We start from the raw sequence: 24681 nt of genomic DNA on the forward strand, positions 1-24681 counted from the left end.
ATTCTAATTAAGCTAGAGCGCAGGAAAGCAATCCGTGCAGACTACGCCAAACCGAACAACCAGAAAAACACCCAGCCAAGACAAGATCAATAAAAAACACAAAGAAGATCAGTCAGCAACAGGATACTGCTCCCGCATCACCCGCTTGTTAAGCTTCCCGACACTGGTCCGGGCCAACTCAGGAACAAACCGCACCCGATCCGGCACCCCGTAACGAGAAATAATCCCCGCATCAGCCGCCGCCCGCACATGCACCCGAATATCCTCCTCGCTAACCTCGCCAGCCTCCTTCTTCAGCACAACAAGCGCCACAGGCCGCTCTCCCCATTTCGCATCCTTCACCCCGATGACCGCCGTCTCCGCCACCGCCGGATGCCGCGCAATGATGTCCTCGATCTGCAGCGAAGATACCCACTCGCCCCCCGTCTTGATGACATCCTTGATCCGGTCCGTCACCTGCAGATAGCCCTCGCCATCCAGATGCCCGATATCCTGCGTATGCAACCACCCACCTCGCCACAATTCTTCCGAAGCTTCAGGTTGATGCAGGTACCCCTGGGTTAACCAGGGCGCGCGCACCACCACTTCCCCGGTGCTCTTGCCATCGCGCGGGCAATCATTCATATCGCCATCCACCGTGCGCAAGGCCACCAGCGGCAAGGGCCGCCCGGTCTTCACGCGCAGACTGGCTTCGCGCTCGCCGCCCAGTTCCTCCGTCGGCACCTGTGCCAGCGTCAGCACCGGACAAGTCTCCGACATCCCATACCCGGTGAACACATCAATCCCCCGATCACGCGCCATCTTCGCCAGACTGCCCGTCATCGCCGAGCCGCCGATGATCATCTTCCAGCCCGACAAATCCGCATCGCGCGCCTGCTCCGACGTCAGCACCATCTGCAGAATGGTCGGCACGCAATGCGAAAACGTCACCTTCTCCTCGCGGATCAGCCTGCAAATGGTGTCCGGTACATAGCGCCCCGGATAGACCTGCTTGACCCCTGCCATCGTCGCCACATAGGGCAGACCCCAGGCGTGGACATGGAACATCGGCGTCAAGGGCATGTAGACGTCATCCCGGTGCAGACGCCCCTGCTGCGGTGCCAGTGCCAGCCCGGCCGTGGTGGCCAGCGTGTGCAGCACCAGTTGCCGGTGGCTGAAATAAACCCCCTTGGGCAAGCCTGTGGTGCCGGTCGTGTAGAACGTGGTGGCGCGGGCGTTTTCGTCGAAGTCGGGGAAGTCGTAATGGTCGGCGGCTGCGGCCAGCAAGGCTTCGTATTCCCCCGCAAAGCCCGGACCGCGCGGGCAGGGACTGCCATCGTCGGTCAGCAGCACACAACGCGTCAGGGTGTTGAGCTCACCCCGGATCTGCTTCAACACCGGCATGAAATCCGAATTCACCAGCAATACATCGGCCTGGGCATGATTGAGCGTGTAGGCAATCTGCTCCGGCGACAAACGCACGTTGACCGTCTGCAAGACGCAACCCATCATCGGCACCGCGAAGAAACACTCCAGATAGCGGTTGCTGTCCCAGTCCATCACCGCCACCGTATTGCCACGCTGCAGCCCCATTTCCTTGAGGACGTTGGCCAGCCGCTGTACCCGCTGGTAGAAACCGGCATAGGTCAGGCGGCGTTCGCCGTAAATGATTTCCTGCTCGGCAGCAGTGGCCAGGGCGCTGTGCAGCAACTGCTTGATCAGCAGCGGATAGCCATAGGCCGAAGGGGTTTGCTCGATCGCTTGGGGCATGCCGGAGTCTCCTTTGTTGTGTGGCGGGATGACCGCCTGTTCTGGATGGAGCCTCGATGATACCGCCAAGTTTCCCGCAGGATGGTCGCCGGGACGACGAAATTTGACACGGCCCGCGTCGTCCCGGCCACGTGCACGTCAGCGCTTTTCTTCCAGGGAGGTGACGGTCAGCGCTCCATCCACCCGGTCGGCGGTAAAGCTGATCTTCTCGCCTTCGCGCACCCGCGCCACGATCTCGGGATTGGCCTTGAACACCATCGTCATCCCGCTCATCTGCAGATTGGGGATGTCGCCATGACGGATGGTGAGCTTGCCATTGCTGGCGTCAACCTTGCGGATTTCACCATCGACCCGGGGCGCATCGGCCTGGGCATGGGCGGCCAGCGCGGGCAGGAGAAGGGCAGTGCTGAGGAGGAGAGTTCGCAACATGGAGTTTCCTTTCATGAAGTCGTCAGCGAAGGGGATTCGCTGCGTCAAAAATCGATGATTCAATAATGTGATGATCAAGCTGCTCAATGAGTCGGGAATTCAATGATGTCCTGAATGGCCCCCCGGCTTGACCACCTCCAGCGTGGCCGGTCCCGGCTGGCTGGCCTTGGTTGCGGCGCGCCGCGCCTCGGGCATTTCACCCTGCCATTCGCGCGCCACCGTGCCGGCCGGCGCGCGGTACCAGCCCGGATCGCGGTAATCGTCCCGCGCCAGGTGGCGCCTGACCTTGACGGTGCTGAACATGCCACCCATCTCGATGGGCCCATACGGGCCGCGCCCGGTCATCATGGGCAGGGTGTTGTCGGGCAGGGGCATTTCCATCTCGCCCATCGAGCCGCCCTTGTCGCCCATGGCCATGTAGTCGGGTATGAGCCGGCTGATCTTGCTGACCACCTTGGACTGGTCCACCCCGATCATGGTCGGCACGTCATGACCCATGGCATTCATGGTGTGATGCGCCTTGTGGCAATGCAGGGCCCAGTCGCCTTCTTCGGTGGCGTCGAATTCGATGGCGCGCATCTGGCCTACCGCAATGTCGGTGGTGACCTCGGGCCAGCGCGCCGCAGGCGGTACCCAGCCGCCATCGGTGCCGGTGACGGTAAATTCGTGGCCGTGCAGGTGCAGCGGATGATTGGTCATGGTGAGATTGCCCACGCGGATGCGCACGCGGTCGTTCTGCCGCACCACCAGCGGGTCGATGCCGGGAAAGGCGCGGCTGTTCCAGGTCCACAGGTTGAAGTCCAGCATGGTGCTGACCTTGGGCACGGCCGCGCCGGGCGCGATGTCGTAGGCATTCATGAGGAACACGAAATCCCGGTCCACCCGCATGACGCCCGGATCCTTGGGATGCGTCACCCAGAAGCCCATCATGCCCATGGCCATCTGCACCATTTCGTCGGCGTGCGGGTGATACATGAAGGTGCCGGCGCGTCTGGCGGTGAATTCGTAGACGTAGGTCTTGCCCGGTGGAATGGCCGGCTGCGTCAGGCCCGATACGCCATCCATGCCATTGGGCAGGCGCTGGCCGTGCCAGTGCACCGAGGTCGCTTCGGGCAGCTTGTTGGTGACGAAGATGCGTACCCGGTCGCCTTCCACCACTTCGATGGTGGGGCCGGGGCTCTGGCCGTTGTAGCCCCACAGTTTGGCCTTCATGCCGGGAGCGATCTCGCGCTCGACCGCTTCAGCCACCAGATGAAATTCCTTGACGCCATTCTTCATGCGCCAGGGCAGGGTCCAGCCATTGAGGGTGACGACCGGTTGATAGGGGCGTCCGCTGGACGGTTGCAGGGGCGGCTGGGTGGCCGCGCTGGATTGCAGCGCGGCTTCGGGCAGGGAAGCCGCGCCGGCGCGGCTGACGGCGCCGGCTGTCACGGCCAGGGCCGCGCCTTGCAGGAAATGTCTGCGCATTTTGTCGGTCGGGTTCATGGTTGCTTTCCTTGTTGGGGACGGCCTCCCAGGGCCTGTTGCAGGCTGGCGTCGGCGATCCAGAAATCGCGCTGGGCCTCGATGGCGGCATTGACGGTGGCGGCTTGTTCGCGGGCATCGGCCAGCAGGGCGAAGACGCTGATGAGCATGCCGTTGTAGCGCAGCAGATTTTCTTCGGCGATGCGCTGGCGCAGCGGCAGCCATTGGTCCTGATAACGCCGCGCGAGGGTGTAGGCATCCTGCCGTTCGCGCCAGGCCTGGCGCGCCTGTGCGCGTGCATCGAGGATGGCGCCGGCGAGCTTGTGCGCGCCTTGCAGATAGATCGCCTCGGCCTTGGCCACACGCGCCTCGCCCCAGTCGAACAGCGGAATCTCCAGCGAGATTTCGTAACCGGTCTCTGGCGGCTTGCCGCTCTCGGAGGTGCGCAGCGCGCCCAGGTCCAGTACGTTGACCCAGCGTGTGGCGCGGGTCAGGCCCAGCGAACCTTGCAGGCCCTCCAGTTCGGCGCGGGCCGCTTGCACGTCGAGGCGCTGTTGCAGGGCTTGCTGCTCGACGTCGCCTAGCTCATCCAGTTGCCGGGGCAGTGCGGGCAATTGGCCGGGCAAAGCGAAATCGGGTGCCAGTCCCAGCAGGCGCGCCAGCGTCTCCTTGTGCTGCGCAGCCAGGCGGCGTGCCTGTTGCAGACTGGCCTGCGCCTGACCATAGAACAACTGCTCGCGCGCGCCATCGAGCTGGCTGATGTTGCCCAGCCGGGTCATCTGTGCGGCCAGCTCATGCGCCGCACCTGCCGCATCGGCGACCTGTTCCTGATATTGCAGGCCCTGTTGCGCGGCCACCGCCTGGTAATAGGCCTGGCGCGTCTGTGCCGCCACAGCCAGCACGCGCGCCGCCAGCGACAGGCGCACCTGCTCGAAGCGCCGCTGTTCGATGCGCGAGGCGGCCGGCAAGGTGAGCAGGCGCATCAGGCCCAGCGACAGGCTGCGCTCGATCTTGATGTCGTCGCCTGCATGGGTGCGCGCGAAGGAAAGGCCCGGATTGGGCAGGCGGCCGGCCTGCACCAGATCGGCTTCGGCCACGCCGAGCGCAGCGAACTCTCCTTGCAGGTCGGGATTGTTGATGAGTGCAATCTGCACGGCATCGTCGGCGCTGGCCAGACGTGGCGTGCCGGACGGGGCTTGCAGCAACTGGCGCACGCGCTCGCTGCTGGCCTGGGCTTGTTCTGGCGTGCGGTTCCAGGCGGGCGTCTGGCCCAGGCGCTGGTGGCTGGTTTGCTCGACCTGGGCGAAACCGGCGTCGGGCGAGAGTTGCGCGCAGCCGGCCAGCAGCGCGCAGGCGGCCACGGCAGCGGCCCGCCAGGGACGTGAAACGTGGGGGATCATGGAATCCTCGTCTGATGATGATGGTCATCGGCTGCACGTGCAGGGCACGCGCAGGGGCTGGGCGCACGGGACTGTGCGCAAGGCGGGATCAGGCGAGGGCAGGGGGCCGGTCGGGGTTTTCCGGCAGATAGCCGACGAAGCCGGAAGCCGGCAGCGCGATGAATTCACGCGAGGGAAGATCAGGGGCAGGCGGCGCACTCAAGGCCAGCGGCAGCAGGCCGCCGACGGTACAGGCGGCGCAGAAGCTGCAGGAGGCGTTGGCGTGGTGTTGCTGATGCTGTGTATCGGGGGTATCGGCGGTGGCCATCTGCATGGTCGCAACGTCACCGGCGTGATCGTCATGCTGTGCCTGATGTTCGTGATGCGCATGATGCTCATGCGGCATCTGCGGGCTCTGCGCTACCGGAGCGTGATGCTGCATGGCCGGCGCGCACGCCTGCAAGACGGCGGCGACACCCTGAAGAGGAATCGCCAGCGCCAGCAGCCAGAGCAGGAGGAATTTTGCGCGCAGCATCATGGGCGGCAGTATAGACGCTCGGCGCGGCGCCGGGCAACCTGTACGGCCGGACTCAGGCGGCGGCCTTGCGCTGGCGCAAACCGCGCACCAGCCGCAGGCCGTTGAAGACCACGATCAGGCTGGCTCCCATGTCGGCAAACACCGCCATCCACAGCGAACTCATGCCCGCCAGCGCCAGCGCGAGGAACACCGCCTTGATGCCCAGCGCGATGCTGATGTTCTGCACCAGCACGGTATGGGCCTTGCGGCTTAGGCGGATGAAGTCGGGGATCTTGCGCAGGTCGTCATCCATCAGGGCCACATCGGCCGTCTCCAGCGCCGTATCGGTGCCGGCCGCGCCCATGGCGAAACCGATGTCGGCGCGCGCCAGTGCCGGTGCATCGTTGATGCCGTCACCGACCATGCCCACGCCGCGTACGCCGTGGCGCGCGCTGAGCTGTTCGATGGCCTTGCGCTTGTCGTCGGGCAACTGGTCGCCGCGGGCATCGTCAATGCCGGTCTCTCGGGCAATGGCTTGCGCGGTGTGGCTGTTGTCGCCGGTCAGCATGATGACGTCCACACCCAGCGCCCGCAGCTCGGCTACCGCTTCCCTGCTGCTCGGGCGCACGGTATCGGCCACCGCGATCAGCAATTGCGGCTGGCCTTCGCGGCACAGCAGGGTGGTGGTCTTGCCTTGCTTCTCGAAGGCTTGCAGGCGCTCTTCCAGTGCCGGGCTGCACTGGCCCAGCTCGTGGATGAGGCGGTGATTGCCCAGGTGAAGCGATTGACCGGCGATGCGCCCCTGCACGCCGCGTCCGGCCAGTGCTGCAAATTCGCTGACCTCCAGGGTGACGATATTTTCCCGATCGGCGATGGCCCGCGAGACCGGGTGGTCCGAGCGCGCGGCCAGCGAGACGGCCAGTTGCAGCAGGGCTGGCTGGTCCGCATCCGCTTGCAGTGACACCACATCGGTCACGCGCGGCTTGCCGAAGGTGAGGGTGCCGGTCTTGTCCAGTGCCAGCGCACGCAGCAGGCGGCCTTGTTCCAGGTAGACCCCGCCCTTGACCAGGATGCCGTGGCGGGCCGCCGAGGCCAGGCCGCTGACGATGGTCACCGGCGTGGAGATGACCAGTGCGCACGGGCAGGCGATCACCAGCAGGACCAGCGCCTTGTACAGCCAGGGCTGGAAGGGCGCACCGGCCAGCAGGGGCGGCAGCACCGCCACCAGCACGGCCATCACCACGACGGCCGGGATGTAGTAGCGCGCGAAGTTGTCCACGAAGCGCTGGGTCGGCGCGCGCTGGCCTTGCGCCTGCTGCACGCTCTTGACGATGCGCGCGAGCGTGGAGTCGCCCTGCGCAGCGGTCACCCGCATCTCGAAGGCGCCCTGCTCATTGATGGTGCCGGCAAACACCGGGTCACCGGCCTCTTTCTGTACCGGTATGCTTTCCCCGGTGATGGGGGCCTGGTTGATGCTGGTACTCCCGGACAGTACCAGGCCATCCAGCGGTACACGTTCCCCAGGGGCGACCCGTACAGTGTCGTCGACTGTCACGGTACGGACCGGTACAGTTGACCAGACACCGTCCTCGCCGCGCCGGGTGGCCATGTCGGGCGTCATCGCCATCAGGCCGGCAATGGCGTTGCGGGCGCGGTCCAGCGAGAGCGCCTCGATCATCTCGGCCAGGGTGAACAGCACGATCACCACGGCGGCTTCCGGCCACTGGCCGATAACGGCGGCGCCGATCACGGCCAGCGACATCAGGAAGTTCATGTTCAGCGAAAAGTTGCGCAGCGCGATCCAGCCCTTCTTGAGCGTGCCCAGGCCGCCCAGCAGGATGGCGGCCAGCGCCAGCGCAATCACCGGCAGCGAGCGTTCATCACCGCTGGTCCAGGCCAGCACTTCGGCGCCCAGCGCAGCGACACCGGCCAGGCCCAGCAGCGCCCAGCGGCGCGCCGGTATGCGGTAGGCGGCGGCCTGGTCGGGGGCGTCGCGACCGGCCTCGGCATCGAGGGAATCGGATTTGACGGCGGGCAGTATGTCCAGCGCCTTGAGCGTATCGACCAGCGGGGCGATGGAGGGCAACTGGTGTTGCACCGTCAGTTCGCGCTGGATCAGGTTGAATTCCAGCGCGCCCACGCCGGGCATCTGCGCGAGACGTTCGCGGATCAGCTTTTCTTCGGTGGGGCAATCCATTTTCTGGATGAAGAAGACCGCCTCTTCGGTCGCGCCCTCCAGGCGCGCAGCCGCAACCGGCGCAGAGGCCGCCTTGTCGCCGCCGCACGCATGGCCACCGCAGCAGCCGTGCGCCTCGGGGACGTGACGATGGGCATGGCCGTGCTCATGGTCATGGTCATGCGAATGTTCGTGATCGTGCGTGTGGGTATGTGCAGCCATCCGGTGCTCCTTGTGCAGCCAACAGGTTTCAGGGGTATATTAAAAACCCTGAAGTAACTACAAGGTCAAGCGAGGATCACATGGATACGCTCAAGATCGGCGAGCTGTCCGCCCAGGCTGATTGCCCGGTGGAAACCATCCGTTATTACGAGAAGGAAGCGCTGCTGCCCGAGCCGACACGTTCGCAGTCGAACTACCGGCTGTATGGCGCGCGCCACGTGGAGCGGCTGCAATTCATCCGCCATTGTCGTTCGCTGGACATGACGCTGGACGAAGTGCGTGAACTGCTGCGCCTGCGCGATGCACCCGAGCAGAATTGCGGCGAGGTCAACGCCTTGCTGGACAAGCACATCGGCCACGTCGCCCAGCGCATCGCGCAGTTGCAGGCGCTGCAGGAACAGCTGCACCAGTTGCGCGCCCAGTGCCAAATGGAACAGCCGGCGCGCGACTGCGGCATCCTGCAGGGCCTGGCCAGCCTGCCAGACGACATGAAGCCGGCCAGGCTCGGCAGCCACGGCGGCGGCTGCCACTGAAGCCGGACAGTCAGGCCGGGCGGCCCAGCCAGGCCAGGACTTCCGCAATCACCTCGTCCGGCTTTTCGCGCTGGGGGAAATGACCGGCGCCGGGGATGAGCACGCGGCGGTAGTCATTGCCGAAGTAGCGTTCCTTATCTTCGGAGCTGGCCGGATGATTGGCGCCATCCTCGGTGCCGTGCAGCAGCAGGGTCGGCACCATGATGCGCGGGGTCTCCTGCAGCCTGGCTTCCAGCGCCGCATAGGCAGGGTCGCCGTCCACGAAGCCCCAGCGATGGCGATAGGAATGCACGCAGATATCGGCCCAGTCGGGATTGTCGAAGGAGGCGGCGGTATTGGCGAATTCGCTTTCGGCAAATTTCCAGGAGGGCGACCAGGTATTCCACATGAAGCGCGCAACGCTGCGGCGGTCGGCGCGTAGCTCGGCCTGGCCACGCGGGGTGGCGAAGTACCAGTGATACCAGTAACTGCGCGATTGCTGCAGGGACAGTTTCTGGTCCGGCGTATTGGTGCCCCAGCCCACCGACAGCGTAATGCAGCCGATGATGCGCTCCGGGGTCTGCGACGCCGCGATATAGGCCGCCCGCGCGCCCCAGTCGTGGCCGATGACCCAATAGCGCTGCAGCCCGAGGGCGTCCGCAAAGGCCATCAGGTCCGTGGCCAGCGCGGACAATTGGCCGCTGCGCGGGGTCGATTCAGAGAGGAAACGGGTGGGCCCGCAGCCGCGCAGGTAGGGGCGGATCACCCGGTAGCCGGCCGCGCGCAGTGGGCGCAGGAAGGCATCCCAGGTGCGCACGTCATCCGGCCATCCATGCAGCAGGATCACGGCGGGGTCCTCGGGCGGGCCGCTGGTTTCAAAGCCGATGCGCAGCTTGTCAGTCTCGACGAAACTCAGGTGGTTGGTCTGTGGCATGACGGCGTTCCCCTCGCTTGCGTTGGCTTTGCCGGAGCGGCCCGGATAAGCCGGTTTTGAACGGCATATGAAGTTTGATTATCGCCCCAAGTCCGGGCGCGGGCTGCAGGCCGGTAATATTTTCAGCAGGTGAATATTTTTACCATTTTTGCAGGATCGCCTCCATCATCCACGCCGTGTGGGCGGTGCTGGCTTTCGACGCAGCGGGTTCATGCGGGCGTCGCCTGGCTGGCACAGCAATCCGAGCCCAGGGCGTCGAGGATGGGGCAGTCGGGCCGGTGGTCGCCGTGGCAGTCGTGCACCAGCCGTTCCAGCGTGCTCTTCATGGTCTGCAATTCGCGGATGCGCTGGTCCAGTTCGCCGATGTGGGTCTGTGCCAGTTGCTTGACCTTGCGGCTGGAGCGCGACTGGTCCAGCCACAGCCCGATCAGGTCGCTCACCTGGGCCATCGAGAAGCCCAGCTGGCGCGCCTGGCGGATGAAGCGCAGCAGGTGGACGTCGCGTTGGCTATAGACGCGGTAACCGGCGTCGGTGCGGCCGGCCTTGGGAATGAGCCCCGTTTCTTCATAGTGGCGGATCATCTTGGCCGAGACACCCGAGGCGCGGGCGGCTTCTCCGATATTCATCTTCACTCCTGTGTGTTGACGGGCGCATGCGGCCGCCAGCGGCGCAGCAACAGGGCGTTGCTGACCACGCTGACGCTGGAAAAGGCCATCGCCGCGCCCGCCAGCATGGGGTTGAGCAGGCCGAAGGCGGCCAGCGGGATGCCGACCAGGTTGTAGATGAAGGCCCAGAACAGGTTCTGGCGGATCTTGCCGTAGGTGCGGCGGGAGATGTCGATGGCATCGGCCACCAGACCCGGGTCGCCATGCATCAATGTCACGCCGGCCGCCTGCATGGCCACGTCGGTGCCGGTGGACATGGCGATGCCCACGTCAGCCGCCGCCAGCGCGGGCGCGTCGTTGACGCCATCGCCGACCATCGCCACCACGTGGACGCCGCCTTCACGCAGGGCAGCGACGGTCGCGGCCTTGTCGCCCGGCAGCACTTCGGCGTGGACTTCCCGGATGCCCAGGGCGGCAGCCACTTGCTGCGCGGCGCCCTGGTTGTCGCCACTGAGCATGGCGGTGCGCACGCCCAGCGCATGCAGGGTGGCGATGGCCTGTTGCGCACCGGGCTTGATCTCGTCGCCAAAGGCCAGCAGGCCCAGGATCTGCACGCCTTCTGCACGGCGCTCTGCCAGCCAGGACAGCGTGCGGCCCTGGGCCTGCAGTTGTTCGGCGCGCGCTTGCAGGGCGGGGGCGCTGGCCTGCCACTGCTGCATCCAGCGGCTGCTGCCCAGGCAGAGCGCGCGGCCCTGGACTTCCCCTTCGATGCCCAGCCCGGCGACGCTGCGCACCTGGCTGGCCGGCGGTACCGGCAAGCCCTGACGCGCCGCTGCGGCTTCCAGCACGGCGCGCGCCAGCGGATGTTCGCTGCGCGCTTGCAGGGCGGCTGCCAGGGCCAGCAATGACGTCTCGTCATCGGTGCCGCTGGTATCGGCCGCTGCCAGTTCAGTCAGGCGCGGACGGCCGATGGTCAAGGTGCCGGTCTTGTCGAAGGCGATCACGTCGACCCGATGGGCGATCTCCAGCGCCTGCGCATCCTTGATGAGAATGCCGTGGCGCGCCGCCACGCCGGTGCCGGCCATGATGGCCGTGGGCGTCGCCAGGCCCAGCGCACAGGGGCAGGCGATGACCATCACCGCCACGGCATTGAGCAGGGCCTGTTGCCAGTCGCCCGCCAGCAAGCCCCAGGCCAGGAAGGTCAGCGCCGACAGCAGCAGCACGGCCGGCACGAAGACCGCGCTTACCTTGTCCACCAGACGCTGGATCGGCGCCTTGGCCGCCTGGGCCTGTTCCACCATGCGCACGATGCGCGCCAGCATGGTTTCGGCGCCGATGGCGGTGGCTTCGAACACCAGCACGCCCTCGGCATTGATGGCACCGGCAGCCAGCCTGTGACCGACGTCCTTGGCTTGCGGACGGCTCTCGCCGGTCAGCAGCGCTTCGTCCACATGGCTGCGGCCTTCGCGCACCACGCCATCGACCGGCACCCGTTCGCCGGGGCGCAGCACCACCAGGTCACCCACGCGCACCTGCGCCAGCGGCAGCTCGATGTCTTGCCCGTCACGGCGCACGCGGGCGCGATCCGGACGCAGGGCATTGAGCGCGGCGATGGCATCGGCGGTCTGGCGCTTGGCGCGGCCTTCCAGCCACTTGCCCAGCAGCACCAGCGTGATGACCACGGCCGAGCTTTCAAAGTAGAGATGGGGCGTGGCCATCACGTGCTCATCCATGACCGGCATGCTCAGCCATTGCCAGAGCGAGAGCCCGTAGGCCGCGCTGGTGCCCAGGGCTACCAGCAGGTCCATATTGCCCGAGCGCGCCCGCAATGCGCCCCAGCCGGCGTGATAGAAGCGCCCGCCCAGCCAGAACTGCACCGGGGTAGCCAGCAGCCATTGCCACAGCGGCGGCAGGCTCCAGGTGATCCCCAGCGGGGCCAGCAGCATGGGCAGCACCAGCGGCAGCGAAAGAACGGCTGACAGCGCGACCGGCCACCAGCCGGGCAAGCGCGGCTTGGCAGCCGGCTTCGCGGTGTCTTCGGGGAGATGCTGGTGCGCCTGATAGCCGGCCTTTTCGATGGCGGCGATCAGCGTGGCGGGGGCGATGGGATCGGCGGTGGCGATGCTGGCGCGTTCGGTGGCCAGGTTCACGCTGACCGCGGTCACGCCGGGCACTTTCTTGAGCGCCTTTTCCACGCGCATCACGCAGGAGGCACAGCTCATGCCTTCGATGTCGAGGCTGATCTCGGCGGCAGCAGGGGAAGAGGATCGCATGGCAACAGCTCCGGAAGGATGAATCGACGCTTGCATCATCATCCTTCCCATGATGGTAAGGTCAAGCCCGATTCTCGCATGGATGTCCATTCCTGCGCTTGACCTTGCCACGGCAGGAAGGTTTAAGCTTCAGGCATTGTCCTCATTTCATGAAAGGAAACGCCATGAGCACCACCTTCACCGTCAATGACATGACCTGCAACCACTGTGCCGGCGTCATCACCAAGGCCGTCAAGGATGTGGATGCCAATGCCAGGGTCGATATCGCAGTGGCCGACAAGCGCGTGGTCATCGACAGCAGCCTGCCGGCACAACAGTTTGCCGAGGCCATCGAGGAAGCGGGCTATACGCCGGTGGCTGTCTGAGTCCTCACAACCCGTTCGGACTGAGTAGCCGCTTGCGGCGTATCGAAGGCGCTCCGATGATTGCCTGACGGCGCGCCTTCGATACGCCGCGTTGCGGCTACTCAGTCCGAACGGTAGTTTGTTCCACCAAGGCGGCGAGGCCGAACGGCAGTTTGTTTTGCCAGAGGGGGGCGGCTCACTTGCTGAGCAGTCGCATCGCCCCTTCCAGCCCGTTCATGGTCAGCGGGAACATGCGCCCGTTCATGAGCTGGCGGATCAGGGTGATCGATTGCCGGTATTGCCATACCCCTTCCGGTTCGGGATTGAGCCAGACGAAATGCGGGAAGCTGCTGGTAAAGCGTTGCAGCCACTCGGCACCCGCTTCGGCATTGTTGTATTCCACCGCGCCGCCAGGCTGCATGATTTCGTAGGGGCTCATGGTGGCATCGCCCACGAAGATGAGCTTGGTGTCCGGCGTGTACTTGCGCAGCACGTCCCAGGTCGGGAAACGCTCGGCGTGGCGGCGGCGGTTGTTCTTCCACAGGTAGTCATAGACGCAGTTGTGGAAGTAGAAGAACTCCATGTTCTTGAACTCGGTCCGCGCGGCCGAGAACAGTTCCTCGGTGCGGGCGATGTGGTCATCCATGGACCCGCCCACGTCAAAGAGCATCAGCACCTTGATCTTGTTCTTGCGCTCGGGTTGCATGCGGATGTCCAGGTAACCGGCATTGCTGGCCGTGGCGCGGATGGTGTCGTCCAGTGCCAGTTCTTCGTCCAGTCCTTCCCGTGCAAAGCGGCGCAGGCGGCGCAGCGCCACCTTGATGTTGCGCGTGCCGAGTTCGCGTTCGCCGTCGTAGTCCTGATATTCGCGTTCTTCCCACACCTTCACTGCACTGCGCTGGCCACCCTTGCCGCCGATACGGATGCCCTCCGGGTTGTAACCACCGTGGCCGAAAGGCGAAACGCCACCGGTGCCGATCCATTTGCTGCCGCCTTCGTGGCGTTCCTTCTGTTCTTCCAGCAATTGCTTCAGGCGATCCATCAGCTTGTCATAGCCGAACTTCTCTATCGCGGCCTTCTGCTCGGGCGTAAGCTCGCGCTGCAATTGCCTGACCAGCCATTCCAGCGGAATCTCCGGCCGCTTCTCGAAGAGGGTGTCGATGCCCTTGAAGTAGGCGCCAAAGGCACGGTCGAACTTGTCGAAATGCGCCTCATCCTTCACCAGTGTCAGGCGCGAGAGATAGTAGAACTCATCCAGTGAAGGCGAGATGACCTGCTTGTCCATCGCCTCCAGCAGGGTCAGGAATTCCTTGATGGAGGCCGGCACGCCAGCCTGTTTCACGGTGTAGAAGAAATCGATCAGCATGGGTTCGGCCTGCGAGCGGCCTCAGCGGCCCAGCTTGAACTGGAGATGACGACGCACCGTCGGCCATTCCGATTCGATGATGGAAAACACCACCGTATCGCGGTAAGAACCGTCCGGCATGCGCTGGTGGTTGCGCAGGACGCCATCCTGCTTGGCCCCCAGCCGCGCAATGGCCGCGCGCGATTGCTGGTTCATCCAGTGGGTGCGGAACTCCACGGCGATGCAGTGCATGTCCTCGAAGGCGTGGGTCAGCAGCATCAGCTTGCACTCGGTATTGATGCCGGTGCGCTGGGCGCTGGCGGCGTACCAGGTGGAGCCGATTTCCACGCGGCGATGGGTGACATCGGCATTCATGTAGGTGGTCATGCCGCACAGCGCGCCGGTATCGTTGCGGCGGATCACGAAGGGCAGCATGCTGCCTTGCTGCTGCAGATGCAGGCGGCGTTCGATCTCGGCGCGCATGTTCTCCGGCTTGGGGATGGCGGTGTACCAGAGCTTCCACAGCTTGCCGTCCGAGACGGCGGCAATGAGGGCATCGTGATGCTCGGGATGTAGCGGCTCGACGGTGGCGAACTGGCCCTTCAAGGTGATCGGCGAGAGGAATTGCATGGCGGCTCCGGTGGGGGCAAAAGGCTCAGCGGTGGTTGCGCGACATGAAGACCAGGCGCTCGAACAGGTGCACATCCTGCTCGTTCTTGAGCAGCGCACCGTGCAGCGGCGGCACCACGGCCTTGTTGTCGGGGTTGTGCAGGGCCTCGGGCGGGATGTCTTCGGCCATGAGCAGCTTGAGCCAGTCGATCAGTTCCGAGGTCGAGGGCTTCTTCTTGATGCCCGGTACGTCGCGCACCTGATAGAAAGCATCCAGCGCCCGTGCCAGCAGGTCGCGCTTGATGTGCGGGAAGTGCACGTCGACGATCTGCTGCATGGTCTGCTTGTCCGGGAACTTGATGTAGTGGAAAAAGCAGCGGCGCAGGAAGGCATCCGGCAGCTCCTTCTCGTTGTTGGAGGTGATGACCACCAGCGGACGATGCTTTGCGCGCACCAGCTCGCGCGTCTCGTAGACGTAGAACTCCATGCGGTCGATCTCGCGCAACAGATCGTTGGGGAATTCGATGTCGGCCTTGTCGATCTCGTCGATCAGCAGCACCACCGGTTCCTCGGCCGTGAAGGCTTGCCACAGCACGCCCTTGACGATGTAGTTGTGGATGTCCTTGACGCGTTCGTCGCCCAGCTGCGAATCGCGCAGGCGCGAGACGGCATCGTATTCATAGAGACCCTGCTGGGCCTTGGTGGTGGACTTGATGTGCCACTGTAGCAGCGGACGGCCCAGTGCGGCCGCCACTTCCTCGGCCAGCATGGTCTTGCCGGTGCCGGGCTCGCCCTTGATGAGCAGCGGGCGTTGCAGGGTGAGGGCGGCATTGACCGCCAGCTTGAGGTCATCGGTGGCGACGTAGTGCTCACTGCCGGAAAATTTGATCGGGGTGGCGGGCGCGGCGGAATGATCTGGCATGGATGCTGTCCTTGTCAGGTTGCAGTGGTCGGGGTGTCGGGAGGATGCGGCATTGCAGCAGCCATGCCGGACATTTCTCTGAGTATAAGGGAAAAGTTGCCCACCCCAGCGAGCGCTTGAAATTGGCGTAATCGTTCCTATATCAGTGGCTACGCATGTAACAAACTGACAGCGCCCCAGGCGCTCACTGCCTATGAAATTTCTTTTCTTCAAGATGCTGGTGGTGTGGAGACGAATGCGTCACGGCATGCAGGCGCGTTACATGGACCGTCATGATGTGGGCCGGCAGATCGAGGTCTTGATGCGCCGCATCGATCCCGCTGCCAGCTGGCACGAGCGGGCCAACTGGATGATCGACGTGGCCGAGTGGCTGCGTCACCGGCCGGCGGTGTCGCTGCTGGACCGCCAGGCCTGGCACCAGGTGCGGCGCCAGCGGCTGGCCATCATGCTGGACTGGCTGGACCAGCACCGCGACGTGCGCCGCACGGTCCAGAACGCGCTGCAAAAGACCCTGCGCGAAGCCAGCGGTCCCGAACTCTTTTCCACCACCGGCCTGCCGCATGAACCCGGCTTTTTCGGCGAACTCTCCGAACGTCTGGCGCGGCTGATCCTGCCGCGCCACCTGTCGCCGACCGACCTGTCTTCGCTCTTTACGGCGATGTTCCCCGACCCGGACGATGCCGCCTGGCTGCTCGAACTGGACAATGAATTGCTGCAGCGCCTGTGGAAGCTGATGGCCGACGACGGCATCTCGCACATGTACTGGCAGCAGATCGAGGAGGCCATCACCTATCTCACCACCACCGTGGTGGCCGATGGCATCAGCCCGGCCTTCCGCCAGCGGCTGGAACCCAAGATGCCGATGCGCGCCACGCCTTTCCTGGCGCTGCGGCGCGAGATGGAGGCCTGGCTGCGCGCGCAGCCGGGCGATCTGGGCGCCCTGCGCAGTGTGCGCATGCTGGTGGCGGTGTGCCATGCGCAGACTGATCGTATCTATGCGCATCTGGATGAGTATGGCGTGTCGGTCAGCCTGGTCTATCGCGTCGAACGCATGCGCGCGCATCTGCAGCGCATCGGGCGTCTGATCGACGTGCGCTCCGGCGTGCCGGGGCCGGTCATCAGTCCGGCCGTACCGGGCATGGCAGCCAGGCCGGCGGCGCTGGCCGGGGCGGGGCGCATGCAGTTGCTGCTGTGCGACCTGATCTCGGCGCACCATCATCGCGATTCGGTGCGCGGCCTGATGCGGCGCAGCTTTGCCCTGCTGGCGCGCAAGATGGTGGAGCGCAATGCCGACCACCGTGAACAGGCCATCGCCCGCGACGGTGCCGGTTATCGCCGGGTGATGCGGGCCGGTCTGCTGGGCGGAGCGGTCATCGCCGCCACGGCGCTGGTCAAGCAGAGCCTGTCCACGCTGGGCGTGGTGCACTTCGTCGATGGCGCGCTGGCCTCGCTCAACTATGCCGCCAGTTTCCTGCTCATTGCCGCGCTGGGCGGTGTGCTGGCCACACGCCAGCCCGCCGTGACTGCGCCCGCGTTGGCTGCGCGCATGGGCGACCTGGATGCCGAAGGCATGCGCGACCTCATCGGCGAGTCCGGACAATTGCTGCGCTCGCAGTCGGCCGGCATCTTTGGCAACCTGCTGGGGGTGATCCCGGTCACGGCCGCTCTGTGCGCGCTGGGCTGGTTTGCGCTGGGTGGCAAGCCCATGCCGCCCGATGCGGCGCGCCATGCCATCGCCGCGCTCTCGCTGGTGGGCCCCACGCCCCTGTATGCCGCGCTGACCGGTGTGCTGCTGTGGCTGGCCAGTCTGGCGGCGGGTTTTGCCGACAACTGGTTCGCCCTGCGCCGGGTGCGCGAAGTGGTCTCCAATCACCGCCGCCTGGTGCATGGCCTGGGCGCCTTGCGCGCCCAGCGTTGCGCTGCCTGGCTGGAGCGCAATGTCGCCACCATCGCCGGCAGCGTGGCGCTGGCCTTGCTGCTGGGCATGGCGCCGGTGGTGGCGGCCTTCTTCAGCCTGCCGCTGGATGTGCGCCATGTCACGCTGGCGGCGGGCACCCTGACTGCGGCCGTCTTCAGCCTGGGCTGGGAGAGCCTGCTGACGCCGGCCTTCTGGCTGGCTGCAGGCGGTGTCGCCGTCACCGCGCTGCTGTCGGTGGCGGTGGCCTTCGCCTGTGCCCTGGCGCTGGCGCTGCGCTCGCGCGACCTCCCGCGCCGCGCCCGCAATATCGCCATGCGTGCGGTGTTGCGCCGTTTCGTCGCACGGCCCTTGTTCTTCATCTTGCCGCAAAAAAACAATGCGGCGGTGCAGGATGCGTCCGGCGACGACGAGGACGACGATGATGAGGGTGAAGGTGGCCCGCCCCAGCGTGACCCGCAACCGCGCCTGGCTTCAGTTGAGCGCGGGCAAGATATGCATGTTCAGGCGACGCGGCATGTCGCCTAGCGTTGGCGTCAGTGCGAGGGCACGCCCTTGATGTTGCAGTGCAAATAATCTCTCCATCGCCCGTCTGGCAAGGCCGGGCGGGCGATTGCGGCGGATCGGCCGGGTTTGCGGGCAGGGATGACGCTGCCGGTTTTATTGGTTAGAATCGAAAACGTTTTTTGCGCAAGGCAGGGGGAGTGGAGAGACACGCTTGAGCCGAAACACCGGTTGAGCCACAGCAGAACAGCCAAACCTGCAACACCAGGGCAATCGAACAAGCACGAAAAAGTTTGCCGCTGGCAGCAAAAGATGCGTTTCGTCGGGTGTCCGTCGCGCAGGTTGATGCGGGACGGATGGGAAGTCCAATCACTTACCCTGCTCACATGAAAAAACACATCGTGTTTCTTGCCTTGTCTGGCGTGCTTGCCAGTGCGTCCGCGGCGGACATCGTTGGCAATGCCAAGGCTGCCGAAAACAAAATCTCCAACTGCATCGGTTGCCACGGCATTCCTGGCTACAAGGCCAGCTATCCCGAGGTCTATCAGGTGCCGATGCTGGGTGGCCAGTCCGCCAGGTACATCGAAAACGCGCTGCGTGCCTACCAGAAGGGGGAGCGCAAGCATCCTTCCATGATGGGCGTGGCCGCCACGCTGTCGGATCAGGATATCGCCGACCTGGCCGCCTACTATTCGCAGCAGAAGTAAGGGGGAGCCACGAGATGAAGAACAACCTGATTGCCCTGTCGCTGCTGGCCGCCACGGCCCTGCTGTCGCAAGCGGCCGGCGCCGCCGACGTGGCCAATGGCCGCGCGCTGGTGGAGAAGTACAACTGCGCCTCCTGCCACGGCAAGGACTACAACTCGCCCATCGATCCGGGCTATCCCAAGCTGGCCGGCCAGCACGCCGACTACCTCAAGCACGCCCTGACCGCCTACCGCCGTGGCGACACCGCCATGAACGGGCGCAACAACGCCATCATGTCGGCCCAGGCCAAGCCCCTGACCGACCGCGACATCAACGACATCGCCGCTTATCTGCACAGCCTGCCGGGGAGCCTGGTGGTGCGCAAGTAAGCTGCGCCTGTCCTGCATGGGAAAAGCCACGCCGGCTGGGTGTTGCGGCGTGGCTTTTTGTTGCCTTCAGTTGGTGCGGTGAGCGCCGGCAGAGTGGTTTGATAATGATTTGTTCATGATGCATAATCGTTTCATGAACGCTACAGCCGATCTCCTTCTGATCGGGGACCTTCCCCAGCTGCGCCTGATCGCATGGAACCGTGATCCCCATGATGCGATTACGGGCGAGGAGGCGTTCGACCTTTATGAGCGCAACTGGCGCTTCGTCGACCAGGAAGCGCTGGATCCCCGGGAACGTGCTGTGCTGGACCGCTTGGTGCGCCAATATGGCCATGGCATCCTGCATGTTTGAGCGACCCCATCATCGCCGTATCGCGCAGCTGCTTTCTTCCCTGGATGCTGATTTCCTGCTGGCCTGCGGCTGTTATTTTGGGGGCGGCACGGCCATTGTCCTGATGCTGGATGAGTATCGGGAATCCTTGGATGTGGATTTTCTCTGCAGTTCGCAAGACGGATACCGTGCATTGCGCAACACCATTACCAATGCCTCCCTGGGTGCCATGCTGCGAGCGCCTGTGGAGCTGGCCAGAGAGGTGCGTGCGGATCGCTATGGCATCCGGACCTTCGTCAAGGTCGATGGCGTGGCGGTCAAGTTCGAGGTGGTCAGCGAGGGTCGTATTGCCGTTGCAGGCGGTATGAATGCGCGACTGGGCGTTCCTGTCCTTTCACGCGAGGACATGTATGCCGAAAAGCTGTTGGCCAACGCTGACCGCTGGGGCGATAAATCCGCCTTGAGCCGTGACCTGATCGATCTGGCATTGATGATCCAGCATTGGGGCATCATTCCGGCAGCAGCCTGGGACAAGGCGCGTCTGGCCTATGGCCAGAGCATCGATGTTGCTTATGACAAGGCATTGGGATTGATTGCAGATCCTGCCTATCTTGCAGCTTGCCTGCAGAAGATGCATATGGATCAGGGGCTGGTGGCGCGCATTCCTGATCTCCTGCAGCGCGCACGTCCTGGTCAAACGGCGGTTTGAGCCCGGGGCTTGCTGATCAGCCCTGCGCCCGCCGCTTGATATTCTCGATATAAGCCGCCCCATCCGGCGGCAAGCCATTGCGCTGGGCATTCCAGATCATTTCGCCCAGGGCTTCCATGATCTCGTGATGGGCCTCATGCTCCGAGCCGCGGCGCTGCGCCAGCAGCTGGAAGGCGCCACGGATGCCGGGAGGCTGGTCGATGGAAATCTGTTCCGTGATCGACAGGTGCATCGACAGATGCAAAAAGGGATTGCTCTGGCCGCGTTCGACCGAATAGTCGGCCGCCAGCGCTTCTTCGACGTCGCGCAGGGCATCGTGGTATTCGGGGTGCTGCAGGATCCAGTCGCGGGCGATGGCTTCCAGGGGCGTGAGCACCTGGTTGCCCTGGTGCTTGCGGTAGGCTTCGCAGAAGAAGCGGCGGACATCGTGCTGGGACGGCGTGAACATGGCGGTGCGTCAATCGGGGACAAAGCGCTATTCTACGCCGGTCTGCGTCCCGCTTCAGAGGCCGCTGTGCAGCCTGCGGCAGGGTATGCGCAGATGAAGTAATATTCTTTCCCAAAGACAAGCATCAGAATAATTCATCCAAGAGAGGACCCGGCCGCATCGCCATGGCGCGATGGGGGAACGCCAGGCCGGGCAGCGAGAAGGAATAATGCATGCGTTTTGGTGGAAGCCCGATCCGGTCAGCGCGCCGCGCGTATTCATGGACGTGGCCCCTGGCGTGCCTCGCCGTGGCAATGTCGTGCTGGTGCGCCCAGGGCGCCAGCGCGGCACCGGCCAGCGATGCGCTGGGTGACGGGGAGCAGACGCTGGCCATTGGCTTTGCCGGCCCCTTGAGCGGTCCTTCCATGAGCGTGGGCCGCAGCATGCGCAATGGCGTGCAGCTGGCGCTGGACGAGGCCAACCGGCGCGGCCTCATCATCGGGGGCAAGCGTTACCGGCTCAAGCTGGTTTCCCAGGACGACCGCGCCGATCCCGCCACGGCAGAGTATGTGGCGCGCTATCTGGTCGGCCAGCACGTCATCGGCGTGGTGGGGCATTGGACCAGCGGCACCAGTCTGGTGGCCGCGCCGGTCTACCATGCCGCCGGCGTGATCCAGGTGACCCCCTCGGCGATGAGCCGCAAGCTGACGGCGCTCTCGTATCCACGCATCTTTCGCACCATTCCCAATAACGAAAGCATAGGCCGCTGGTCGGCGCGCTATGCCGTGGGCAAGCTGGCCGCACGTACGGTGGTGACCATCGATGACCGCACTCCCTTCGGCCAGGGTCTGGCCGAGCAGTTCGCCCGCGAAGTGGAGGCGCAGGGCGGCAAGGTGCTGGCGCGCTACAACGTCAGCGACAAGACCTCCGATTTCAACGCGCCGCTGCTGCAGGCCCGCCAACTCAAGCCTGACCTGATCTTCTTTGGTGGCCTGGACTGGCAGGCGGCTGTGCTGGCCAGGTCGATCCGGCGTCTGCAGCTCGATGCGCGGCTGATGGCCTCGCCGGGTACGCTGGGATTGCCCTTCCTGATGGGCGCCGGGATGGATGCCAATGGCGCCCTGGTGCTGGAGCCGGGGCCGCCGCAGGACAAGATGCCGGGCTGGAAGACTTTCCGCCAGCGTTACAGCGAAAGCTTCGATTCGGACATGGACCTCTATGCCGTCTTCGCCTATGAAGCGGCGCAATCCATCATCCTCGGCCTGCGCCATGCCGGCAGTACTGATCCGGATGCCGTCGCCCGGGCGATGCACCGGCTGCGTTTCGAGGGGGTGAGCGGACCGGTGGCCTTCAATGAGGAAGGCGACCTGCTCAACCCGACTTTTACCCTGTATGAAGTTCAGGACCAGCGCTGGGTGCCGATAGCGCGCATGCACGGCCTTGCGCGCTAGCGCGCCTCAGACGCCCTTGGCCGGAAGTGGCGTTTTCTGCTTGAATTCGCACAGGTCGGCAATGATGCAGTTCCAGCACTGCGGCTTGCGCGCGATGCAGGTGTAGCGCCCGTGCAGGATCAGCCAGTGGTGCGCATCCTGACGAAATTCCGGCGCGACGAACTTGATCAGCTTGCGCTCGACCTCATCGACGTCCTTGCCCGGTGCAATGCCGGTGCGGTTGGACACCCGGAAGATGTGCGTATCCACCGCGATGGTGGGATGGCCGAAGGCGGTATTCAACACCACGTTGGCCGTCTTGCGGCCCACGCCGGGCAGGGCTTCCAGCGCCTCGCGCGACTCCGGCACCTGGCCGCCATGCTGCTCGATCAGGATGCGGCAGGTTTCGATGACGTTCTTGGCCTTGGTACGGTACAGGCCGATGGTCTGGATGTAGGGCATGAGCTGGTCCACCCCCAGGCGGTAGATCGCCTCGGGCGTGTTGGCCACCGGGTAGAGCTTGCGCGTGGCCTTGTTGACCGAGACGTCGGTGGCCTGGGCCGAGAGCAGCACGGCGATCAGCAGCTCGAACGGGGTGGTGTATTCCAGTTCGGTGGTGGGGGTGGGATTGGCCTGGCGCAGGCGCTCGAAGATCTCGCGGCGTTTGGTCGGATTCATGGCTGTTGGCTGTCGGTCGGGGTGCTGGCTTGTTCGGCCTGCAGTTTTTTCAGGCGCGCGCGCTCCATGGCGGCCTGGATGATGGCTTTCTTGCGGGCCAGTTCGGCTTGCTCCTCGGGTGTGCCGGCTGCAGCCGCTTCCACTTCCTTCAGTTTGGCGGCGGCCTTGGCGGCCAGGCGGGCATCGTTTTCTTCCTTGTCGCGCTTCAGGCGCAGGGTGCGCCAGTCGTGGCGCGCGCGCGCGGCGTCGGCCTGCTCCTGGCTCCAGGCCTGCCAGCCGGTGCGGCCCGGCGTGGCCTCGACCATGCTGATGCAGTCGACCGGGCAGGGCGCCACGCACAGGTCGCAGCCGGTGCACAGCGACTCGATCACGGTATGCATCTGCTTGGCCGCTCCCGCAATCGCATCGACCGGGCAGGCCTGGATGCACAGTGTGCAGCCGATGCAGATGGCTTCATCGATCACCGCCAGGCGGCGCGGCTGTTCACTGCCGTTGGCGGGATTCAAAGGGATCACCGGCTGCCCCAGCACCTGCGCCAGCCGCGCCACGCCTTCGGCACCGCCGGGCGGACACTGGTTGTAGGCGGCGCGGCCTTCGGCCATCGCTTCGGCATAGGGACGGCAGGCCGGATAGCCGCACTTGGTGCATTGGGTTTGCGGCAGCAGGTCTTCGAGGCGGTCGGCCAGGGTGGCTGAGGCAGTGGTGGCGGTGGTGGCGGATGGCGGCACGGCGGTCAGGCAGTTCAACGGAATAAGGGCGCTATTATCCGGCCAAACCGGCGCCAAGTCATGCCGGCAGATCATGCCGACAGATCAAAGCAAAACGGCGCCACCGTCGGGACGGGGCGCCGTTCTTGTGCTGATGGCCGTGCTTACGCGTTGGCGCGGATGAATTCGCCAATCTTGGGGCAGACGATCTCGCGCCAGCGGCGGCCCGAGAAGATGCCGTAGTGGCCCGCCTTGGGCACGGTGAAGTGCTGCTTGCGCGATTTCGGGATGCTGCTGCACAGTTCCTGTGCCGCCTGGGTCTGGCCGGAACCGGAGATGTCGTCCAGCTCACCTTCGATGGTGAACAGGGCGACCGACTTGATGTCCTGCGGACGCACCAGCTTGCCTTCGATTTCCCAGGTGCCACGGGCCAGGTTGAAGTCCTGGAAGACCACCTTGATGGTCTCCAGATAGAACTCGGCGGGCATGTCCAGCACGGCGTTGTACTCGTCGTAGAACTTGCGGTGTTCTTCGGCGGAGGCATCGTCGCCGTTGCGCAGGTGCATGTAGAAGTCCCAGTGGCTCTGGGCATGGCGGCGCGGGTTCATGGCCACGAAGCCGGCATGCTGCAGGAAGCCCGGATAGACCTTGCGGCCGAAACCGGGGTAGTTGGCCGGCACGCTATAGATCACCGTGTTCTCGAACCAGGAATAGGGCTTTTCGGTGGCCAGGTCATTGACCGCCGTGGGCGACTTGCGGGCATCGATGGGGCCGCCCATCATGGTCATGCTCTTGGGCAGCTTGGGATCGTTGGCGCTGGCCATGAGCGAAATGGCCGCCAGCACCGGTACGGTGGGCTGGCAGACGGAAATGACGTGCACGTCCGGGCCCAGGGTGCGGATGAAGTCCTGCACGTAATAGACATAATCGTGCAGGTGGAAGTCACCCGCCTCGACCGGAACCATGCGCGCATCGGTCCAGTCGGTGATGAAAACGTCATGTTCCTGCAGCAGCGCCCTTACGGTCTCGCGCAGCAGGGTGGAGTGGTGGCCGGACAGGGGCGCCACCACCAGCACGGTGGGCTGCTTCAAGGCTGCGCTCTGGCGGGCCGACAGGTCTTTCTTGAAATGGATCAGGCGACAGAAGGGCTTGGTCTCGACCACTTCTTCAATGATGCCGACCGGCTTGCCGTCAACCGGGACTTCGCCGATGTTGAAGGGCGGCTTTTCGTATTCCTTGGAGAGGCGATACAGCAGCTCATAGCCGGCGGCGATGCGTTGCGAGAAAGGCGTGTGGGCGAGCGGGGAGACCGGGTCCGAGAACAGTTTGGCCGAGGTTTCGGCCCATTGCATCATGGGGTTCAGGAACGCGCGATTGAGTTCATGCAGTTGATAAAGCATAGCTGACCTTTATACAAGCACCGGC

The 24681-nt window shown here is 64.7% G+C and carries 24 protein-coding genes; 8 read left to right on the forward strand and 16 right to left on the reverse strand.

The genetic code is table 11. The features are described from left to right. Window positions 1–108: 108 nt before the first annotated feature. From AACH55_RS07470 to AACH55_RS07495, 6 genes are all read right to left on the reverse strand, one after another. A complete protein-coding gene (locus tag AACH55_RS07470) occupies window positions 109–1749 on the reverse strand; it encodes a fatty acid--CoA ligase (RefSeq protein ID WP_338718816.1) in 1641 nt (546 codons plus the stop codon). 138 nt (window positions 1750–1887) lie between these two features. Next, window positions 1888–2178, reverse strand: coding sequence for a copper-binding protein (locus tag AACH55_RS07475; protein ID WP_338718817.1), 291 nt, complete (start codon window positions 2176–2178; stop codon window positions 1888–1890). A 99-nt stretch (window positions 2179–2277) separates the two neighbouring features. Beyond that, window positions 2278–3663, reverse strand: a complete 1386-nt coding sequence (locus AACH55_RS07480; RefSeq protein ID WP_338718818.1) for a copper oxidase — start codon at window positions 3661–3663, stop codon at window positions 2278–2280. After that, the gene (locus AACH55_RS07485) at window positions 3660–5042 is read right to left on the reverse strand and encodes a TolC family protein (RefSeq protein ID WP_338718820.1); all 1383 of its coding nucleotides are present in this window, start codon (window positions 5040–5042) and stop codon (window positions 3660–3662) included. The genes AACH55_RS07480 and AACH55_RS07485 overlap by 4 nt, the downstream gene beginning before the upstream one ends. Window positions 5043–5130: 88 nt before the next feature. Further along, window positions 5131–5559 carry a hypothetical protein gene (locus tag AACH55_RS07490; RefSeq protein ID WP_338718821.1) on the reverse strand — a complete coding sequence of 143 codons (429 nt, stop codon included), beginning with the start codon at window positions 5557–5559 and terminating at the stop codon, window positions 5131–5133. A 52-nt stretch (window positions 5560–5611) separates the two neighbouring features. Next, entirely contained in the window at window positions 5612–7936 is a 2325-nt protein-coding gene (locus AACH55_RS07495; RefSeq protein WP_338718822.1) for a heavy metal translocating P-type ATPase, read from the reverse strand. An 80-nt stretch (window positions 7937–8016) separates the two neighbouring features. Between AACH55_RS07495 and cadR the strand changes: the two genes are divergently transcribed. Then, complete coding sequence (gene cadR, locus AACH55_RS07500) at window positions 8017–8469, forward strand: Cd(II)/Pb(II)-responsive transcriptional regulator (RefSeq protein ID WP_338718824.1); 453 nt, start codon at window positions 8017–8019, stop codon at window positions 8467–8469. Window positions 8470–8479: 10 nt separating this feature from the next. Here the strand turns inward: cadR and AACH55_RS07505 are convergent, their stop codons facing one another. The 3 genes from AACH55_RS07505 to AACH55_RS07515 all read right to left on the reverse strand — a co-directional run bounded on the left by AACH55_RS07505 (window position 8480) and on the right by AACH55_RS07515 (window position 12260). Beyond that, on the reverse strand, window positions 8480–9382 hold the full coding sequence (locus tag AACH55_RS07505) for an alpha/beta hydrolase (RefSeq protein WP_338718825.1): 903 nt from the start codon (window positions 9380–9382) through the stop codon (window positions 8480–8482). A 209-nt stretch (window positions 9383–9591) separates the two neighbouring features. Next, complete coding sequence (cueR, locus tag AACH55_RS07510; protein WP_338718826.1) at window positions 9592–10008, reverse strand: Cu(I)-responsive transcriptional regulator; 417 nt, start codon at window positions 10006–10008, stop codon at window positions 9592–9594. Between the two features lie 2 nt (window positions 10009–10010). Continuing rightward, on the reverse strand, window positions 10011–12260 hold the full coding sequence (locus AACH55_RS07515) for a heavy metal translocating P-type ATPase (protein ID WP_338718827.1): 2250 nt from the start codon (window positions 12258–12260) through the stop codon (window positions 10011–10013). A 164-nt stretch (window positions 12261–12424) separates the two neighbouring features. Here AACH55_RS07515 and AACH55_RS07520 point away from each other — a divergent pair, with 164 nt between their 5' ends. Further along, on the forward strand, window positions 12425–12625 hold the full coding sequence (locus tag AACH55_RS07520; RefSeq protein ID WP_338718828.1) for a heavy-metal-associated domain-containing protein: 201 nt from the start codon (window positions 12425–12427) through the stop codon (window positions 12623–12625). 175 nt (window positions 12626–12800) lie between these two features. Here the strand turns inward: AACH55_RS07520 and AACH55_RS07525 are convergent, their stop codons facing one another. The 3 genes from AACH55_RS07525 to AACH55_RS07535 are packed head-to-tail and all read right to left on the reverse strand — an operon-like array spanning window position 12801 to window position 15480. Then, entirely contained in the window at window positions 12801–13970 is a 1170-nt protein-coding gene (locus AACH55_RS07525) for a VWA domain-containing protein (RefSeq protein ID WP_338718829.1), read from the reverse strand. Window positions 13971–13991: 21 nt separating this feature from the next. Further along, on the reverse strand, window positions 13992–14579 hold the full coding sequence (locus AACH55_RS07530; RefSeq protein ID WP_338718830.1) for a GNAT family protein: 588 nt from the start codon (window positions 14577–14579) through the stop codon (window positions 13992–13994). Between the two features lie 25 nt (window positions 14580–14604). Next, complete coding sequence (locus tag AACH55_RS07535; RefSeq protein WP_338718831.1) at window positions 14605–15480, reverse strand: MoxR family ATPase; 876 nt, start codon at window positions 15478–15480, stop codon at window positions 14605–14607. A gap of 193 nt (window positions 15481–15673) precedes the next feature. Between AACH55_RS07535 and AACH55_RS07540 the strand changes: the two genes are divergently transcribed. The 5 genes from AACH55_RS07540 (at window position 15674) to AACH55_RS07560 (ending at window position 20014) form a co-directional block, all read left to right on the forward strand. Next, on the forward strand, window positions 15674–17923 hold the full coding sequence (locus tag AACH55_RS07540; protein ID WP_338718832.1) for a site-specific recombinase: 2250 nt from the start codon (window positions 15674–15676) through the stop codon (window positions 17921–17923). A 362-nt stretch (window positions 17924–18285) separates the two neighbouring features. Beyond that, complete coding sequence (locus tag AACH55_RS07545) at window positions 18286–18606, forward strand: cytochrome c (protein WP_338718833.1); 321 nt, start codon at window positions 18286–18288, stop codon at window positions 18604–18606. Window positions 18607–18620: 14 nt separating this feature from the next. Further along, window positions 18621–18974 carry a cytochrome c gene (locus AACH55_RS07550; RefSeq protein ID WP_338718834.1) on the forward strand — a complete coding sequence of 118 codons (354 nt, stop codon included), beginning with the start codon at window positions 18621–18623 and terminating at the stop codon, window positions 18972–18974. A 115-nt stretch (window positions 18975–19089) separates the two neighbouring features. Next, window positions 19090–19326 carry a hypothetical protein gene (locus AACH55_RS07555; protein WP_338718835.1) on the forward strand — a complete coding sequence of 79 codons (237 nt, stop codon included), beginning with the start codon at window positions 19090–19092 and terminating at the stop codon, window positions 19324–19326. Further along, window positions 19301–20014 (forward strand): nucleotidyl transferase AbiEii/AbiGii toxin family protein, encoded by a 714-nt coding sequence (locus AACH55_RS07560; protein ID WP_338718836.1) that lies wholly within the window; start codon window positions 19301–19303, stop codon window positions 20012–20014. The genes AACH55_RS07555 and AACH55_RS07560 overlap by 26 nt, the downstream gene beginning before the upstream one ends. A gap of 16 nt (window positions 20015–20030) precedes the next feature. Here the strand turns inward: AACH55_RS07560 and AACH55_RS07565 are convergent, their stop codons facing one another. Continuing rightward, window positions 20031–20462: a DUF1841 family protein gene (locus tag AACH55_RS07565; protein ID WP_338718837.1), complete on the reverse strand. Its 432-nt coding sequence runs from the start codon at window positions 20460–20462 to the stop codon at window positions 20031–20033. A 293-nt stretch (window positions 20463–20755) separates the two neighbouring features. Here AACH55_RS07565 and AACH55_RS07570 point away from each other — a divergent pair, with 293 nt between their 5' ends. Beyond that, window positions 20756–21892 carry a branched-chain amino acid ABC transporter substrate-binding protein gene (locus AACH55_RS07570; RefSeq protein ID WP_338718838.1) on the forward strand — a complete coding sequence of 379 codons (1137 nt, stop codon included), beginning with the start codon at window positions 20756–20758 and terminating at the stop codon, window positions 21890–21892. A 6-nt stretch (window positions 21893–21898) separates the two neighbouring features. Here the strand turns inward: AACH55_RS07570 and nth are convergent, their stop codons facing one another. The 3 genes from nth to phaZ all read right to left on the reverse strand — a co-directional run bounded on the left by nth (window position 21899) and on the right by phaZ (window position 24656). Then, a complete protein-coding gene (gene nth, locus AACH55_RS07575) occupies window positions 21899–22549 on the reverse strand; it encodes an endonuclease III (RefSeq protein ID WP_338718839.1) in 651 nt (216 codons plus the stop codon). After that, window positions 22546–23277 carry an electron transport complex subunit RsxB gene (rsxB, locus tag AACH55_RS07580; protein ID WP_338720215.1) on the reverse strand — a complete coding sequence of 244 codons (732 nt, stop codon included), beginning with the start codon at window positions 23275–23277 and terminating at the stop codon, window positions 22546–22548. The genes nth and rsxB overlap by 4 nt, the downstream gene beginning before the upstream one ends. 143 nt (window positions 23278–23420) lie before the next feature. Beyond that, window positions 23421–24656, reverse strand: coding sequence for a polyhydroxyalkanoate depolymerase (gene phaZ, locus AACH55_RS07585; protein ID WP_338718840.1), 1236 nt, complete (start codon window positions 24654–24656; stop codon window positions 23421–23423). Window positions 24657–24681: the final 25 nt, after the last annotated feature.

Origin of the sequence: Herbaspirillum sp. DW155, assembly GCF_037076565.1 — a bacterium.
Taxonomy (GTDB): domain Bacteria; phylum Pseudomonadota; class Gammaproteobacteria; order Burkholderiales; family Burkholderiaceae_D; genus Herbaspirillum.